Source organism: Klebsiella planticola ATCC 33531, assembly GCF_000735435.1.
In the GTDB taxonomy this organism is placed as follows: domain Bacteria; phylum Pseudomonadota; class Gammaproteobacteria; order Enterobacterales; family Enterobacteriaceae; genus Klebsiella; species Klebsiella planticola.
This window is the reverse complement of sequence record NZ_JMPP01000024.1, coordinates 96,843-112,269: the sequence shown is the minus strand read 5'-3', so window position 1 is coordinate 112,269 and position 15,427 is coordinate 96,843. Positions and strand designations below refer to the sequence as shown.

13 protein-coding genes are annotated in these 15,427 nt (G+C 58.2%); 1 reads left to right on the top strand and 12 read right to left on the bottom strand.

Annotated features, from left to right (window positions below; translation table 11 throughout):
- Nucleotides 1-16: 16 nt before the first annotated feature.
- The gene (locus tag GRPL_RS14105) at nt 17-478 is read right to left on the bottom strand and encodes a GNAT family N-acetyltransferase (RefSeq protein WP_004865081.1); all 462 of its coding nucleotides are present in this window, start codon (nt 476-478) and stop codon (nt 17-19) included.
- A 54-nt stretch (nt 479-532) separates the two neighbouring features.
- On the opposite strand from GRPL_RS14105, the gene rnz reads away from it, so the two are divergent.
- Nucleotides 533-1,453 (top strand): ribonuclease Z, encoded by a 921-nt coding sequence (gene rnz, locus GRPL_RS14110; protein ID WP_032699078.1) that lies wholly within the window; start codon nt 533-535, stop codon nt 1,451-1,453.
- A 109-nt stretch (nt 1,454-1,562) separates the two neighbouring features.
- Here rnz and nuoN read toward each other — a convergent pair whose 3' ends face one another.
- The 11 genes from nuoN to nuoC form a co-directional block, all read right to left on the bottom strand.
- The gene (gene nuoN / locus GRPL_RS14115; protein WP_004865083.1) at nt 1,563-3,020 is read right to left on the bottom strand and encodes an NADH-quinone oxidoreductase subunit NuoN; all 1,458 of its coding nucleotides are present in this window, start codon (nt 3,018-3,020) and stop codon (nt 1,563-1,565) included.
- Nucleotides 3,021-3,026: 6 nt separating this feature from the next.
- The gene (nuoM, locus tag GRPL_RS14120) at nt 3,027-4,556 is read right to left on the bottom strand and encodes an NADH-quinone oxidoreductase subunit M (protein WP_004865084.1); all 1,530 of its coding nucleotides are present in this window, start codon (nt 4,554-4,556) and stop codon (nt 3,027-3,029) included.
- A 151-nt stretch (nt 4,557-4,707) separates the two neighbouring features.
- Entirely contained in the window at nt 4,708-6,549 is a 1,842-nt protein-coding gene (gene nuoL, locus GRPL_RS14125) for an NADH-quinone oxidoreductase subunit L (RefSeq protein ID WP_004865085.1), read from the bottom strand.
- Complete coding sequence (gene nuoK / locus GRPL_RS14130; protein WP_004865088.1) at nt 6,546-6,848, bottom strand: NADH-quinone oxidoreductase subunit NuoK; 303 nt, start codon at nt 6,846-6,848, stop codon at nt 6,546-6,548. Before nuoK ends, nuoL begins: the two co-directional genes overlap by 4 nt.
- On the bottom strand, nt 6,845-7,399 hold the full coding sequence (gene nuoJ / locus GRPL_RS14135; RefSeq protein ID WP_004865089.1) for an NADH-quinone oxidoreductase subunit J: 555 nt from the start codon (nt 7,397-7,399) through the stop codon (nt 6,845-6,847). Before nuoJ ends, nuoK begins: the two co-directional genes overlap by 4 nt.
- A 10-nt stretch (nt 7,400-7,409) precedes the next feature.
- Nucleotides 7,410-7,952, bottom strand: coding sequence for an NADH-quinone oxidoreductase subunit NuoI (gene nuoI / locus GRPL_RS14140; protein ID WP_004865092.1), 543 nt, complete (start codon nt 7,950-7,952; stop codon nt 7,410-7,412).
- A gap of 14 nt (nt 7,953-7,966) precedes the next feature.
- Nucleotides 7,967-8,944 carry an NADH-quinone oxidoreductase subunit NuoH gene (gene nuoH, locus GRPL_RS14145; RefSeq protein ID WP_004865093.1) on the bottom strand — a complete coding sequence of 326 codons (978 nt, stop codon included), beginning with the start codon at nt 8,942-8,944 and terminating at the stop codon, nt 7,967-7,969.
- Nucleotides 8,941-11,667 (bottom strand): NADH-quinone oxidoreductase subunit NuoG, encoded by a 2,727-nt coding sequence (gene nuoG / locus GRPL_RS14150; RefSeq protein WP_032699077.1) that lies wholly within the window; start codon nt 11,665-11,667, stop codon nt 8,941-8,943. The genes nuoH and nuoG overlap by 4 nt, the downstream gene beginning before the upstream one ends.
- Nucleotides 11,668-11,752: 85 nt before the next feature.
- On the bottom strand, nt 11,753-13,090 hold the full coding sequence (gene nuoF / locus GRPL_RS14155) for an NADH-quinone oxidoreductase subunit NuoF (RefSeq protein ID WP_004865097.1): 1,338 nt from the start codon (nt 13,088-13,090) through the stop codon (nt 11,753-11,755).
- A complete protein-coding gene (nuoE, locus tag GRPL_RS14160; protein ID WP_032699076.1) occupies nt 13,087-13,587 on the bottom strand; it encodes an NADH-quinone oxidoreductase subunit NuoE in 501 nt (166 codons plus the stop codon). Before nuoE ends, nuoF begins: the two co-directional genes overlap by 4 nt.
- A 2-nt stretch (nt 13,588-13,589) precedes the next feature.
- Nucleotides 13,590-15,398 (bottom strand): NADH-quinone oxidoreductase subunit C/D, encoded by a 1,809-nt coding sequence (gene nuoC / locus GRPL_RS14165; RefSeq protein ID WP_004865102.1) that lies wholly within the window; start codon nt 15,396-15,398, stop codon nt 13,590-13,592.
- Between the last annotated feature and the right edge of the window lie 29 nt (nt 15,399-15,427).

The following is a 15,427-nucleotide window of genomic DNA, read 5'->3' as shown; positions in this document are numbered from 1 at the left end:
GTTACGCTAACGGCGCTTAACCGGTGACCGCCTCGCGGGCCATACCAATATGCGCAATACCGTCCTCATCGTAAACGTCGGTCACCGGTTGAAAACCGAAGCTGGCGTAAAAACGTTGCAGATGCGCCTGGGCGCCGAGATAGATAGCCTTGTGCGGCCAGTGACGACGACAGCTGGCCAGCGCCTGCTCCATCAGCTGATAACCCAGCTTTTCACCGCGCACCGCCGGGCTGACAATGACGCGTCCAATCACCACCGGCTCAATATCATCGTCGCTTTTCAAAATGCGCGCATAGGCCACCAGTTCATCCCCTCGCCAGCCGAGCAGATGGCGGTTTTCACCGATCAGGTCATCACCGTCAACATCCTGATAGGGGCAGGTTTGTTCGACGACAAATACCGCGCAGCGCAGCTGTAGCAAAGCGTACAGCTGCGGGACGGTCAGCTCTGCGTGGTGAAGATCCTGCCATGTAATCATTGACTGCTCCTGTATACTTGAGTTTTTTCACCCACGCCCTGAGGACACTGGACGATGGAATTGACATTTTTGGGGACATCCGCAGGCGTGCCGACCCGTACACGTAATATGACGTCTATCGTGCTGAATTTGCAACAGCCGACGGCAGCGGAGATGTGGTTGTTCGACTGCGGAGAAGGTACCCAGCATCAGTTTTTACATACCCCGTACCACCCAGGAAAACTGAATAAGATTTTTATTACCCACCTCCACGGCGATCATCTGTTCGGCCTCCCCGGCCTGCTGTGCAGCCGCTCCATGCAGGGCAACTCGCTGCCGCTGACGCTGTACGGCCCGACGGGGCTCAGGGAGTTTGTGGAAACCGCGCTGCGCTTAAGCGGTTCATGGACCGATTATCCGCTCACCATTGTCGAAGTGGGCCCCGGTCTGGTCTTTGATGAAGGAGGCTATCGGGTCAGCGCGTATCCGCTGAATCATCCGGTTGAATGCTACGGCTATCGTATCGAAGAGCACGCCCGCCCTGGCGCCCTTGATGCCGCGCGACTGATTGCCGACGGCGTCCGCCCGGGCCCGCTGTTTCAGCGCCTGAAACAGGGAGAGACGGTGGAGCTGGAAGATGGCCGGACGATCGATGGGAAGCGCTATCTTGGCCCGGCGACGCCCGGCAAAACGCTGGCAATTTTTGGCGATACGGCCCCCTGCGAGGCGGCGCTTGAGCTGGCGCGCGGCGTTGACCTGATGGTTCATGAAACGACGCTGGAGCAGGCCATGGCGGAAAAAGCCAATAGCCGCGGTCATTCGTCGAGCCAGCAGGCAGCGGCGCTGGCCCGCGATGCCGGCGTCAGTATGTTTATCGCTACCCATTTTAGTTCGCGCTATGACGCGGAAGGCTGTCTGCGCCTGCTGGCGGAGTGTCGGGACGTGTTTCCCCGGACGCTGCTGGCCGAAGACTTTATGGCGTACAGCCTGAGTTAGCCGGGCTGGAGGGGATAAAACAGCGGAACGAGGCAAAAAAAATGCCAGCCCGTCTCACAACGGGCTGGCAGGGTTACAGGGCCAGCGGTATCCACCCCGGCCCCGGCGATTACATCAGCGGTGTTGCCAGCTGCACAATGCTAATCAGCGGCTGCGGCCACACGCCAAGCACGAGGACCAGCAGCGCGGAGATCAGCACCACGATACCGCCCGCGCTGTACTGCCAGTTCGACGGCGCATCGCGATTCAGTTTATCCGGCGCGCTCAGGTACAGACTCACCGCCACGCGCAGGTAGTAGTACAGACCAATCGCCGAACCGATCACCACGGCGGCAACCAGCCACCACAGGTGTGCATGTACACCGACGGCCAGCACGTAGAATTTACCGATAAAGCCCAGCGTCATCGGGATACCTGCCAGCGACAGCATCATCACCGTCATGACCGCCGACAGAATCGGACGGTGCCAGAACAGGCCACGATAGGAGTACAGCGAGTCGGCATCCGGACCACGGTATGGGCTGGACATCAGGCTCACTACGCCGAACGCGCCGAGGCTGCTGAACAGATAGCCGGCCAGATAGACACCCACGGCTTCCATCGACATTTCACCGCTCTGCAGGGCAATCAGCGCCACCAGCAGATAGCCAAGATGCGAGATGGAGGAGTAGCCGAGCAGACGTTTGATATTGGTCTGGCTCAGCGCCATCAGGTTACCGAAGATGATCGAGGCAAAGGCAATCAGGCCCAGCACCACGCGTACCGCTTCGCTGTTGCCCACCGGCATGTACAGGAACAGACGCATCACCACGCCGAAGATAGCAATCTTGCTGGCGGTTGCCAGGAAGGTAGATACCGGCGCCGGCGCGCCCTGGTAAACGTCTGGCGTCCACAGGTGAAACGGCACCAGCGACAGCTTAAAGCCGAGGCCGACGATCATCAGGCCCAGACCCGCCAGCAGCAGCGGTTCGTGCAGAGCGTTGTCTGCCAGGCTTTTACCCAGCGCCAGGAAGGACAGGTTGCCCGAGTTGGCATACACCAGCGCCATACCGAACAGCAGGAATGAAGAGGCTGCGGCGGACAGAATGGTGTATTTGATACTCGCTTCCAGCGAACGCTTCTGGCGGAAGGCATAACCGATAAGGCCGAACAGCGGCAGCGAAATCAATTCAATACCGAGGAACAGCGCGGCCAGATGGTTGGCGCCCGCCAGCAGAATGCCACCCAGCGCGGCGATAAGCACCAGCAGGTAGAACTCTTCTTTGTTGTCCTTGTATCCCTCAAGCCACGGGTACGCGAAGGTACAGGTGGCCAGGCTTGCCAGCAGCACCAGCCCGGTATAGAGCATAGCGTAGCCGTCAACGCGAATCAGCGGCGTGACGTCCATCGCACCGTTCTGACCCACGAACCAAAGTGAGATCAGCGCAGCGTTCAGACCAAGAACCGACAGCGTGGCATTAAGGAAATGATTGCGTCGCCACGCAATGGAGAGCATCACAACCACCACCGTCAAGCCGACGATCAGCAGCGGTAGCAGTGCGATCAGTTGTTGTGGAGTTATTGTCATGGCGAATTACGGCCTTGTAGTAGAAACGGAATTAACAAACCACTGCTGAATGTTGCTCATCGCAGCATGTGAGGTGTCCAGAATCGGCTGCGGGAAGAAGCCCAGCAGCACCAGCAGAACCACCAACAGCAGAACAATCGACAGTTCACGCAGCGACATTCCCCGCATCTCCTGCGCCGCGATGTCGCTCTTCGCTTTACCGAAGTACGCGCGATGCAGCATTGAGAGCGAGTAGACGGAAGCGAAGACCAGTCCAAAGGTGGAGATCACGGTAATCACCGGCACCACTTTGTAGCTGCCGAACAGAATCATGAATTCGCCGACGAAGTTACCGGTACCCGGCATCCCCAGCGTTGCCACGGCGAAGAACATCGACAGCGCCGGCAGCCATTTAATTTTGCTCCACAGACCGCCCATCTGACGCATATCGCGGGTATGCAGGCGTTCATACAGCTGGCCGCAGAGAATGAACAGGCCGGCCGCGGACAGACCGTGGGCAATCATCTGAATGACCGCCCCCTGGTACGCCAGCTGGCTGCCGGTGTAGATAGCAATCAGCACGAAGCCCATGTGGGAAACGGAGGTGTAAGCAATCAGGCGTTTGATGTCGTACTGGCAGAAGGCCATCCACGCGCCGTAGAAGATACCGATAACGCCCAGCCACATGGCGATGGGAGCAAACTCGGCGGAGGCATTCGGGAACAGCGGCAGAGCAAAACGCAGCAGACCGTAGGCCGCCGTTTTCAGCAAAATACCGGCGAGGTCAACGGAACCGGCGGTCGGTGCCTGAGAGTGGGCATCCGGCAGCCAGCCGTGCAGCGGAACCACCGGCATTTTCACCGCGAAGGCGATGAAGAAGCCGAGCATCAGCATGTATTCGACGCCATGGGACATCGGGGTTTTCAGCAGATCTTCATAGTTGAAGGTCCAGACGCCGGTCGCGTTAAAGTGCACGAAGGCCAGCGCCAGGATGGCAATCAACATCACCAGGCCGCTCGCCTGGGTATAGATGAAGAACTTGGTTGCCGCCGTGATACGCGTTTTACCGTCGGAAGCCTTATGGCCCCACAGCGCGATCAGGAAGTACATCGGCACCAGCATCATTTCCCAGAAGAAGAAGAACAGGAACAGGTCGATGGCAAGGAACACGCCGATAACGCCGCCCAGGATCCACATCAGGTTGAGGTGGAAGAAGCCCTGGTATTTTTCGATTTCGCGCCACGAACAGAGCACGGCCAGCACGCCGAGCAGACCGGTCAGCACCACCATCAGCAGCGACAGACCGTCGATAGCCAGATGAATGCTAATACCGAAGCGAGGGATCCACGGCATCACGAATTCTGACTGCCACTGCGGAATACCCGCGGATTGAGTCAGCGAATAACCGCCCTGTAGCCACAGCTGCAGGGAGAGCACCAGCGTCAGTCCCATGGTAATCAGCGCAATCCAGCGCGGCATCTTCACGCCAAAGCGTTCAGTCTGCCAGCACAGAAACCCGCCGATAAAGGGGATTAGTATTAACCAGGGTAATAGCATAGCTAAGTATGTCCCTTATATTCTCACTCCCGAACAGGCTATCGCACTCGCCGATGACGCCTGGACTTCAGAAGCAGTTACCTAAAATTCATTCTTGGTTCACAAACCCGGCAGCGGACCGCCGCCGGGGATATTCACTCAACCCACAAACTCAGCGCAGTACCATCAGCAACGCCAGTACGACAACCGCCCCGACGCTCATTGACGCCACATACCAGCGTAGATAACCATTCTCGCTAAGCAGCAGGCCTTTACCTGCAAAGCGGGAGAGGATGGCCGGAATGTTCATCATGGCATTCAGCGGATCGCTCTTCAGCAGCCACGCGATGCCGAGGAATGGTTTCACGAACACTTTGTCGTACAACCAGTCGAAGCCCCATGCGTTGTACCACCAGGTACCCAGCAGACGGCCCGGCGCGCTGTTGGCGATGGAGGTCACCAGCGTACGTTTACCCAGCCACAGCCAGGCGGCAATCAGGATGCCGGCAATCGCGATGATCCCCGAGGCGATTTCCAGCGTCATCACGCGACCATGCTCAAGTTCGGTGGTCTGCGGCAGTACGCCCTGCAGCGGCGGAACGATCAGTGCGCCAACGAAGGTCGACAGAATCAGCAGCACAATCAGCGGCAGATGGTGGGTAATCCCCTTCCCGGCGTGCGCGTGGATCTGTTCTTTACCGTGGAAGACGATGAAGATCATCCGGAAGGTATACAGCGAGGTCATAAACGCCCCGACCAGGCCGGCTACCATCAGGTTGATATGACCGTTAGCCATCGCGCCAGCGAGGATTTCGTCCTTACTGAAGAAGCCTGCGGTAATCAGCGGCAGTGCGGACAGCGCCGCGCCCCCCACCAGGAAGCAGACGTACACCAGCGGAATCGACTTACGCAGGCCGCCCATTTTGAAGATGTTCTGCTCGTGGTGGCAGGCCAGAATGACCGAGCCGGACGAGAGGAACAGCAGCGCTTTAAAGAACGCGTGGGTCATCAGGTGGAAAATCGCCGCATCCCATGCCTGTACGCCCAGCGCCAGGAACATGTAGCCAATCTGGCTCATAGTGGAGTAAGCGAGTACGCGTTTGATGTCGGTCTGAACCAGCGCGGCAAAGCCTGCCAGCACCAGCGTCACCGCCCCGACGATACCGACCAGATGGAGAATTTCCGGGGTCATCAGGAACAGGCCATGGGTACGGGCAATCAGGTAGACGCCCGCGGTCACCATGGTGGCGGCGTGGATCAACGCGGAGACCGGCGTCGGACCGGCCATCGCGTCCGCAAGCCAGGTCTGCAGCGGCAGCTGCGCCGATTTACCGACCGCACCGCCCAACAGCATCAAGGTGGCCCACCACAGCATATTGTTGCCGGCTTCAAAGTGCGCAGGCGCCAGTTCGACCATTTCGCGGAAGTTCAGGGTGCCCAGCTCGTTGTAGAGAATGAACAGCGCAAACGCGAGGAACACGTCACCGACACGGGTCACCACGAAGGCTTTCATTGCGGCGGCGCCATTCTTCGGATCGGTATAGTAGAAACCGATCAGCAGATAGGAGCACAGGCCCACGCCTTCCCAACCGAGATACATCAGCAGCAGGTTATCGGCCAGCACCAGCACCACCATGCTCGCGATAAACAGGTTGGTGTAGGCGAAGAAGCGGGAGTAGCCCTCTTCACCGCGCATATACCAGGAGGCGAACATGTGGATCAGGAAGCCAACGCCGGTGACCACGGAGAGCATGGTCAGCGAAAGGCCATCCAGCACCAGGTTAAAACCGATGTTGAAATCACCCACCGACATCCAGGTCCACAGCGGTACGCTGACCGCCTGTTTGCCGTTCGCAAAGAAGTCGACGCCGACAAACGCGGTCACCAGCGCCGCCAGGCCGACTGACCCCATTCCCACGGTGGCGGAGAGGTTTTCCGACCAGCGGCCACGGGAGAATGACAGCAGAACAAAGCCAATCAATGGCAGAAGAATGGTTAAGGCAAGCATGTTCATCCACGCAACTCACTTACTGAATCGATGTTCAGGTTCTGGCGGCGACGATGGAGCTGCAGCAACAGCGCCAGGCCGATACTCGCTTCCGCAGCCGCGAGGCTGATGGCGAGGATATACATTATCTGACCGTCGGTCTGACCCCAGTAGCTGCCTGCCACCACGAAAGCCAGCGCCGCGGCGTTGATCATGATTTCCAGGCTAATCAGCATAAACAGCAGATTGCGGCGGATAACCAGACCCGTCAGGCCGAGCACAAACAGGATCGCGGCGAGGATCAGCCCATGTGTTAAGGGAATCATGCGTGTTCCTCCGTTTTTCTTTTGTCGCTATCGCCCTGACGGTTGCTCAGCACTTCACCGGCGCGCTCTTCGCGGCCAATGTGGAAGGCAACAACCAGACCGGCCAGCAGCAGCATGGAGGCCAGCTCCACCGCCAGTACGTACGGCCCAAACAGTGTAATACCGACTTCTTTCGCGCTTATCGCCGCGCCATCAATCCCCTGATCGTTAAGACCGAGGATGGCATACACGATAACCACCAGCAGCACCGCGGACAGGATAGCCGGGCCAATCCAGATCCCCGGCTGCAGCCATTTGCGTTCCTGTTCGATTTCGCTACCGCCCAGGTTGAGCATCATCACCACGAAGACGAACAGCACCATGATGGCCCCGGCGTAAACGATGATTTCCAGCGCCCCGGCGAAGTACGCGCCCAGAGAAAAGAACACGCCGGCAATCGCCAACAGCGAAATAATCAGGTACAGCAGCGCATGCACCGGATTGGTGTGGGTGATCACCCGCAGGGTTGCGAGGATGGCGATGAGGCCACAGATATAAAAAGCGAATTCCATTGCCCTCTCCTTACGGTAACAGGCTCTTGACGTCGATAGGCTTAGCTTCGTTCTCTGCTTCGCCTTTATCTTTGCCGTCGATTGCCATACCCGCCATCCGGTAGAAGTTATATTCCGGGTATTTGCCCGGACCGGAAATCAGCAGATCCTCTTTTTCGTACACCAGATCCTGACGCTTGTATTCACCCAGTTCGAAGTCCGGGGTCAACTGAATCGCCGTGGTCGGGCACGCTTCTTCACACAGACCGCAGAAAATGCAGCGTGAGAAGTTGATACGGAAAAACTCCGGGTACCAGCGGCCATCTTTGGTCTCTGCTTTTTGCAAAGAGATACAGCCTACCGGACACGCTACCGCACACAGGTTACAGGCCACGCAGCGCTCTTCACCGTCCGGGTCGCGCGTCAGCACGATACGGCCACGGTAGCGCGGCGGCAGATATACCGGTTCTTCCGGGTACATCTGGGTCTCACGTTTGGCGAAGGCATGCATCCCGATCATCCAGATACTGCGGACCTGGGTGCCAAACCCCACCAATAATTCTTTTAAGGTCATGGTCAATTCACCCCTTATTGCGCCTGCCAGAGAATGACAGCCGCCGTTACCAACAAGTTGATCAGCGTTAACGGCAGGCATACCTTCCAGCCAAAGGACATTACCTGGTCATAGCGCGGACGCGGTAATGATGCGCGGATCAAAATGAACATCATCATGAAGAACGCGGTTTTCAGCGCGAACCAGATGAACGGAGGTAACCATGGGCCATTCCAGCCGCCGAAGAACAGCGTCACGATCAGCGCTGATACGGTGACAATCCCGATGTACTCACCGACGAAGAACAGACCGAACTTCATGCCGGAATATTCGATGTGGTAACCATCGGCCAGTTCCTGCTCGGCTTCCGGCTGGTCAAACGGGTGACGGTGACAGACCGCCACGCCGGCGATAGCAAAGGTGACAAAGCCGAAGAACTGCGGAATCACGTTCCACAGATGCGCCTGGTTGTTGACGATATCGCTCATGTTGAACGACCCCGCCTGTGCCACCACGCCCATCAGCGACAGACCGAGGAACACTTCGTAGCTCAGGGTCTGCGCGGATGCACGCATCGCCCCCAGCAGCGAGTATTTGTTGTTACTCGACCAGCCGGCGAACAGCACGGCGTAAACCGCCAGACCGGCCATCATCAGGAAGAACAGGATGCCGATGTTCAGGTCGGCGACCACCCACGTCGGGCTGACCGGCACGATAGCAAAGGCCAGCAGCAGCGACGTAAAGGCGATAACCGGCGCCAGAGTAAAGATTACGCGGTCCGTAAAGCGCGGAACCCAGTCCTCTTTAAAGAACATCTTGATCATGTCGGCGACGAGCTGCAGCGAGCCGCCCCAGCCGACACGGTTAGGTCCGTAGCGGTTCTGGAACAGACCCAGCAGACGACGTTCGCCAAAGCTCATGAACGCGCCGCAGGTCACCACCACCAGCAGAATCACCACTGCCTTGAGGATGCTTAACAGAATGTCGATGAGATCCGGTGTTAACCAACTCATGCTTTCGCCTCCTGCAGAGTGTCAATACGTGCTCCGGTCAGTACCGGCGCAATACCCGGCATGCCCATCGGTAAACCCACCTGCCCTGCCGTCAGTCCCGCAGAAATCACCAGCGGGAGGCTAAGCGTCTGGCCTTCAACGCGGAACGAAATCATCGCGCCCTCATTGACGCCAAGCTTCGCGGCATCGGCCGGGTTCAGCTTGATGTACGGCTGCGGCATGCGGCTCTGGAAGACCGGAGAACGCTGCGACAGTTCATCACTGCCGAACAGATGGTAGTACGGCGCGATACGCCATTGACCTTCTTCAGCCTGGAAGCCTGCCGGCACCGCGGTAAAGTACTCCAGACCGCTGGCGGAAGCTTCGATCAGACGCACGCCCGGATCGCCATGGCGCAGTTTACCGCCCACTTCATCCTGGAATTTGTTCCACGCCTGCGGGGAGTTCCAGCCCGGCGCCCAGGCAAACGGAATTTGCGAACGCGGCGCAGACGGCTGGTTGTTCCCTTCCATCGAGAAGGCAAACATGGTGTCTTTATCCTGCGGCTGACGCGGTTCATGCACGCTGATATTGGCGCGCATCGCCGTACGACCGCTATAACGATGCGGTTCACGAGCCAGTTTCTGCCCGCGAATGCGGAAGGTCGCGTCCGGCGCGGCATCTTTAATCCCCGCCAGCTGCGGCAGCTTAGCAATGGCGGCATCAATCACATGATCCAGCTGCGTCCAGTCAACCTGACGGTTGTCGACGGTGCTGTGTAGTGAGTGCAGCCAGCGCCAGCTTTCCAGCATCACGGTATTCGCATCGTAGTAGGACGGGTCGTAGACCTGGAAGAAACGCTGTGCGCGCCCTTCGTTATTGACCACGGTTCCGTCGCTTTCGGCGAAGCTCGCCGCAGAAAGCACCAGGTGCGCTTTGTCCATAATTGCGGTGCGTTGATGGTCAACGACCATCACCAGCGGCGCTTTGGCCAGCGCGGCGTCAACGCGCGCGGCAGAAGCGTGACGATGCAGATCGTTTTCCAGCACCACCACCGCATCGGCAGCGCCGGTTTCCATCTCGCTCAGCGCCTCTTCCAGAGAACCGCCGCCAATCATGCCAAGGCCAACGCTGTTCACTGCCCGGGCCACCATGGTGACGCCGACGTCAATACCGCGGCCTTTCAGCGCTTTGGCTACGTTGGCCGCCGCCTGAATGATTTCAATGCTGCCGGCGTTAGTCCCGGAGACAATCAGCGGCTTCTTCGCTCCGGCCAGCGCCTGAACGATCACGTCAATTTTGCCTTTCAGATCGCTGCTCAGACCGTCCACCGCCGGTGCGGTTTCATCCAGCGCATGAGCAATCGCAAAGCCCAGACGCGCTTGATCTTCAACCGGTGCGCGGTAGGTCCACGCGGCGACATCGTCAAGACGGGTGTCGTCAATGTTGGTAACAAACAGCGGATGCTTCGCGCGTTGACCGATGTTGAGGATTGCGGCTATCTGCCAGTCGGCGACTTTCTGCGCCGCCGCCATTTCACGCGCTTTCCCTTTCACCGCCTGGCGCACGGCCAGGGCAACGCGGGCGCCGGTCTGGGTAATATCTTCCCCGAGTACCAGAACCGCATCGTAGGATTCAATGTCGCGCAGCGTCGGGGTATGAATACCGCCGTCACGCAGCACGGTCAGCATCATCTGCAGACGTTCCTGCTCAGCCTTCGCAATGCCGGTATAGAAGTTCTCTGCCCCGACCAGCTCGCGCAACGCAAAGTTGCTTTCAATGCTGGCGCGCGGCGAGCCGATACCAATCACCTTTTTCGACTGACGCAGAATATCCGCCGCACCCTGCATTGCCTGCTCGGCGTTAAGGGTAATCAGATCGTCGCCACGGCGCTGAACCGGCTGACGCGGACGGTCTTTCAGGTTCACATAGCCATAGCCAAAACGGCCGCGGTCGCAGAGGAAGTAGCGGTTAACGGTACCGTTGTAACGGTTTTCGATACGGCGCAGTTCGCCATAGCGCTCGCCCGGGCTGATGTTGCAGCCGATGGAACACTGCTGGCAGATGCTCGGCGCAAACTGCATATCCCATTTACGGTTATAGCGCTCGGAGTGCGTCTTATCGGTGAATACGCCGGTCGGGCAGACCTCAACCAGGTTGCCGGAAAATTCGCTTTCCAGCACGCCATCTTCCGGACGACCGAAGTAGACGTTGTCATGCGCACCGTAAACGCCCAGGTCGGTACCGTCAGCGTAATCTTTGTAGTAACGCACGCAGCGATAGCAGGCGATGCAGCGGTTCATTTCATGAGAGATGAACGGCCCCAGGTCCTGGTTGCGGTGGGTACGCTTGGTGAAACGGTAGCGGCGGAAGCTGTGACCGGTCATGACGGTCATATCCTGCAGGTGGCAGTTGCCCCCTTCTTCACAGACCGGGCAGTCGTGCGGGTGGTTGGTCATCAGCCACTCAACCACGCTCTCGCGGAACTGCTTCGCTTCACCGTCGTCGATAGAGATAAAGGTGCCGTCGGATGCCGGTGTCATACAGGACATCACCAGGCGACCACGCGTGTCTTCCGCGTTTTGATATTGCTTCACCGCACACTGGCGGCAAGCACCGACGCTGCCAAGCGCCGGGTGCCAGCAAAAGTATGGAATATCAAGACCAAGAGAGAGACAAGCCTCTAACAGGTTGTCCGCTCCGTTGACCTCGTATTCTTTGCCGTCTACATGAATCGTAGCCATTAGCATGCTTCCAAATTAAAAAATCGTTACCACTTCCTCTTCCCGGTTGCCGCCTTCGCGTCGCCTGGAAGAGCCTGTGGAGACATTACCAGCGCGTCTTAAGCAGGTTCGGCTGAATCCCGTTGATAGCATGGGTATTACTGAACTGCTGCTTAATGCCTGCTTCGAATTCGTCGCGGAAATATTTAATGGCGCTCTGCAGCGGTTCTACCGCACCTGGCGCATGCGCACAGAAGGTTTTGCCCGGGCCAAGGAACCGACACAGTTGCTCAAGTGTCTCGATATCTCCCGGCTGACCTTCACCGCGTTCCAGAGCGCGCAGAATTTTCACGCTCCACGGCAGACCGTCACGGCACGGCGTACACCAGCCGCAGGATTCGCGGGCAAAGAACTCTTCCAGATTACGCACCAGCGACACCATGCCAATCTCATGGTCAACGGCCATCGCCAGCGCGGTACCCAGACGGCTCCCCGCTTTGCCAATACTTTCGAATTCCATCGGCAGATCAAGATGCGCTTCGGTCAGGAAGTCAGTCCCCGCGCCGCCCGGCTGCCAGGCCTTGAACTTCAGGCCGTCGCGCATGCCGCCGGCATAATCCTCGAGGATTTCGCGCGCGGTGGTACCAAACGGCAGTTCCCAGACGCCCGGGTTTTTCACCCGGCCAGAGAAGCCCATCAGCTTGGTACCGGCATCTTTGCTGGTTGAAATGTTCTGATACCACTCGACGCCGTTGGCCAGAATCGCCGGGACGTTACACAGGGTTTCAACGTTGTTCACGCAGGTCGGTTTACCCCACACGCCGGAGCTCGCCGGGAACGGCGGCTTGGAACGCGGGTTGGCACGACGGCCTTCAAGGGAGTTAATCAGCGCGGTTTCTTCACCGCAGATGTAACGCCCTGCTCCGGTGTGCACGAACAGTTCGAAATCGAAACCGGTGCCGAGAATGTTTTTGCCCAGCAGACCGGCTTCGGTCGCCTCGGCAATGGCGCGGCGTAAATGCACCGCCGCTTCAATATATTCGCCGCGCAGGAAGATGTAGCCGCGGTACGCTTTCAGCGCAAACGCGGAGATCAGCATGCCTTCCACCAGCAGGTGCGGCAGCTGCTCCATCAACAGACGGTCTTTATAGGTGCCCGGCTCCATCTCATCGGCGTTACACAGCAGGTAACGGATGTTCATGGATTCGTCTTTCGGCATCAGGCTCCACTTCAGACCGGTGGAAAAGCCCGCGCCGCCGCGCCCTTTCAGACCGGCGTCTTTCACCTGATTGACGATCTCATCCGGCGCCAGGCCCAGCAGCGCCTTACGCGCACCGGCATAGCCGTTTTTGCTCTGATACTCTTCCAGCCATACCGGCTGTTTATCATCGCGCAGTCGCCAGGTCAGCGGATGCGTTTCGGGAGTGCGGATCACTGTCTTCATTTATACTGCTCCAACAGGTCAGGAATCACCTCCGGCGTCAGATAACTATGAGTATCCTCATCAATCATCATCGTCGGTCCCTTGTCGCAGTTGCCCAGGCAGCAGGTCGGCAGCAGAGTAAAGCGGCCATCAAAGGTGGTTTGACCCGGTTTGATGTCGAGCTTTTTCTCGATAGCTGACTGAATGCCCTGGAAGCCAGTGATGTGGCAAACCACGCTATCGCAATAGCGGATCACGTGACGGCCAACCGGCTGGCGGAAGATCTGGCTGTAGAAAGTGGCTACCCCTTCCACGTCACTTGCCGGGATCCCCAGTACGTCGGCGATCGCATAGATCGCGCCATCCGGCACCCAGCCGCGCTGTTTCTGAACGATCTTCAGCGCTTCGATGGACGCCGCACGCGGGTCTTCGTAGTGGTGCTTCTCGTGCTCAATGGCCTCACGCTCTGCCGCACTCAGCTCAAAAGCCTCGGTTTGTGGTTGTTGATTCTCGTGCATAATTAGCGGTCCACGTCTGACATAACAAAATCGATACTACCCAGATAAACGATCAGGTCGGATACCAGGCTGCCGCGAATCGCCGACGGGATCTGCTGCAGGTGCGCATAGCTCGGCGTGCGGATACGGGTACGATAGCTCATGGTGCTGCCGTCGCTGGTCAGGTAGTAACTGTTAATACCCTTCGTCGCTTCTATCATCTGGAAGGATTCGTTGGCCGGCATGACCGGGCCCCAGGAAACCTGCAGGAAGTGCGTAATCAGGGTTTCGATATGCTGCAGCGTGCGCTCTTTCGGCGGCGGCGTCGTCAGCGGGTGATCCGCCTTGAACGGGCCTTCCGGCATATTATCGAGACACTGCTGGAGAATGCGCAGGCTCTGGCGCAGCTCTTCGACTTTCAGCATCACGCGGGTATAGCAGTCGGATACACCGCCGCCAACCGGCACTTCGAAGTCAAAGTTCTCATAGCCAGAGTATGGACGCGCTTTACGCACGTCGAAGTCGATCCCGGTGGCGCGCAGACCGGCGCCGGTGGTGCCCCACGCCAGCGCTTCTTTCGCGCCATAAGCGGCGACGCCTTTTGAACGGCCGATCAGAATGCTGTTGCGCAGCGCGGCTTTCTCGTAAGAATCCAGACGCTTGGGCATCCACTCAAGGAACTCACGCAGCAGACGATCCCAGCCGCGCGGCAGATCGTGCGCCACGCCGCCGATGCGGAACCACGCCGGGTGCATACGGAAACCGGTAATCGCTTCCACCAGATCGTAGATCTTCTGACGGTCGGTAAAGGCAAAGAACACCGGCGTCATTGCGCCGACGTCCTGAATAAAGGTCGAGATATACAGCAGGTGACTGTTAATGCGGAACAGCTCAGAGAGCATAACGCGAATCACATTGACGCGATCCGGTACGGTGATCCCCGCCAGCTTTTCGACCGCCAGAACGTACGGCATCTCATTGACGCAGCCGCCGAGGTATTCGATACGGTCGGTATACGGAATGTAGCTGTGCCAGGACTGACGTTCGCCCATCTTCTCAGCGCCACGGTGGTGGTAGCCGATATCCGGTACGCAGTCGACGATCTCTTCGCCATCAAGCTGCAGAACGATACGGAAAGCGCCGTGGGCAGACGGGTGGTTCGGGCCGAGGTTGAGGAACATAAAGTCCTCGTTTTCGGTTCCGCGCTTCATGCCCCACGCTTCCGGTTTGAAAGTCAGCGCTTCCATCTCCAGATCCTGCTTGGCTTTCGTCAGCTCAAACGGATCGAATTCGGTGGCACGCGCCGGGTAGTCTTTACGCAGCGGATGGCCTTCCCAGGTCGGCGGCATCATGATGCGCGTCAGGTGCGGGTGGCCTTCGATATCAATCCCGAACATTTCCCACGTTTCACGCTCATACCAGTTGGCATTCGGGAACAGTTTGGTCAGTGTCGGCACGCGCAGATCGTTTTCAGACAATGCTACCTTGAGCATGACGTCACGATTGCGTTCAATAGAAATCAGGTGATAGAAAACGGAAAAATCCGCGGCGGGCAGCCCGTCACGGTGGGTACGCAGACGTTCGTCCATGCCGTGCAGATCGAACAGCATGACGTAAGGTTTTGGCAATTTCTTCAGGAAATCAACCACCTCCAGCAGCTGCTCGCGCTTGACCCAGACCACCGGAACGCCGGTGCGGGTAGGCTGAACGGTAAAGGCATCCGGCCCAAAACGATTGCGCAGTTCGCCGATCACCGGGTCATCGAGGTGATCGCGGGTTTGCCAGGCTGGTGCGGCGTCATGCGCATGTAAATCGGTCATATTGTTCACCATTGCAAAAGGTCCGTGGTGACTGCCGGGCG

Bases quoted from the DNA above. Each gene is read 5' to 3' on its own strand.
- GRPL_RS14105 (WP_004865081.1), bottom strand. From the start codon at position 478: ATGATTACATGGCAGGATCTTCACCACGCAGAGCTGACCGTCCCGCAG.
- rnz (WP_032699078.1), top strand. From the start codon at position 533: ATGGAATTGACATTTTTGGGGACATCCGCAGGCGTGCCGACCCGTACA.
- nuoN (WP_004865083.1), bottom strand. From the start codon at position 3,020: ATGACAATAACTCCACAACAACTGATCGCACTGCTACCGCTGCTGATC.
- nuoM (WP_004865084.1), bottom strand. From the start codon at position 4,556: ATGCTATTACCCTGGTTAATACTAATCCCCTTTATCGGCGGGTTTCTG.
- nuoL (WP_004865085.1), bottom strand. From the start codon at position 6,549: ATGAACATGCTTGCCTTAACCATTCTTCTGCCATTGATTGGCTTTGTT.
- nuoK (WP_004865088.1), bottom strand. From the start codon at position 6,848: ATGATTCCCTTAACACATGGGCTGATCCTCGCCGCGATCCTGTTTGTG.
- nuoJ (WP_004865089.1), bottom strand. From the start codon at position 7,399: ATGGAATTCGCTTTTTATATCTGTGGCCTCATCGCCATCCTCGCAACC.
- nuoI (WP_004865092.1), bottom strand. From the start codon at position 7,952: ATGACCTTAAAAGAATTATTGGTGGGGTTTGGCACCCAGGTCCGCAGT.
- nuoH (WP_004865093.1), bottom strand. From the start codon at position 8,944: ATGAGTTGGTTAACACCGGATCTCATCGACATTCTGTTAAGCATCCTC.
- nuoG (WP_032699077.1), bottom strand. From the start codon at position 11,667: ATGGCTACGATTCATGTAGACGGCAAAGAATACGAGGTCAACGGAGCG.
- nuoF (WP_004865097.1), bottom strand. From the start codon at position 13,090: ATGAAGACAGTGATCCGCACTCCCGAAACGCATCCGCTGACCTGGCGA.
- nuoE (WP_032699076.1), bottom strand. From the start codon at position 13,587: ATGCACGAGAATCAACAACCACAAACCGAGGCTTTTGAGCTGAGTGCG.
- nuoC (WP_004865102.1), bottom strand. From the start codon at position 15,398: ATGGTGAACAATATGACCGATTTACATGCGCATGACGCCGCACCAGCC.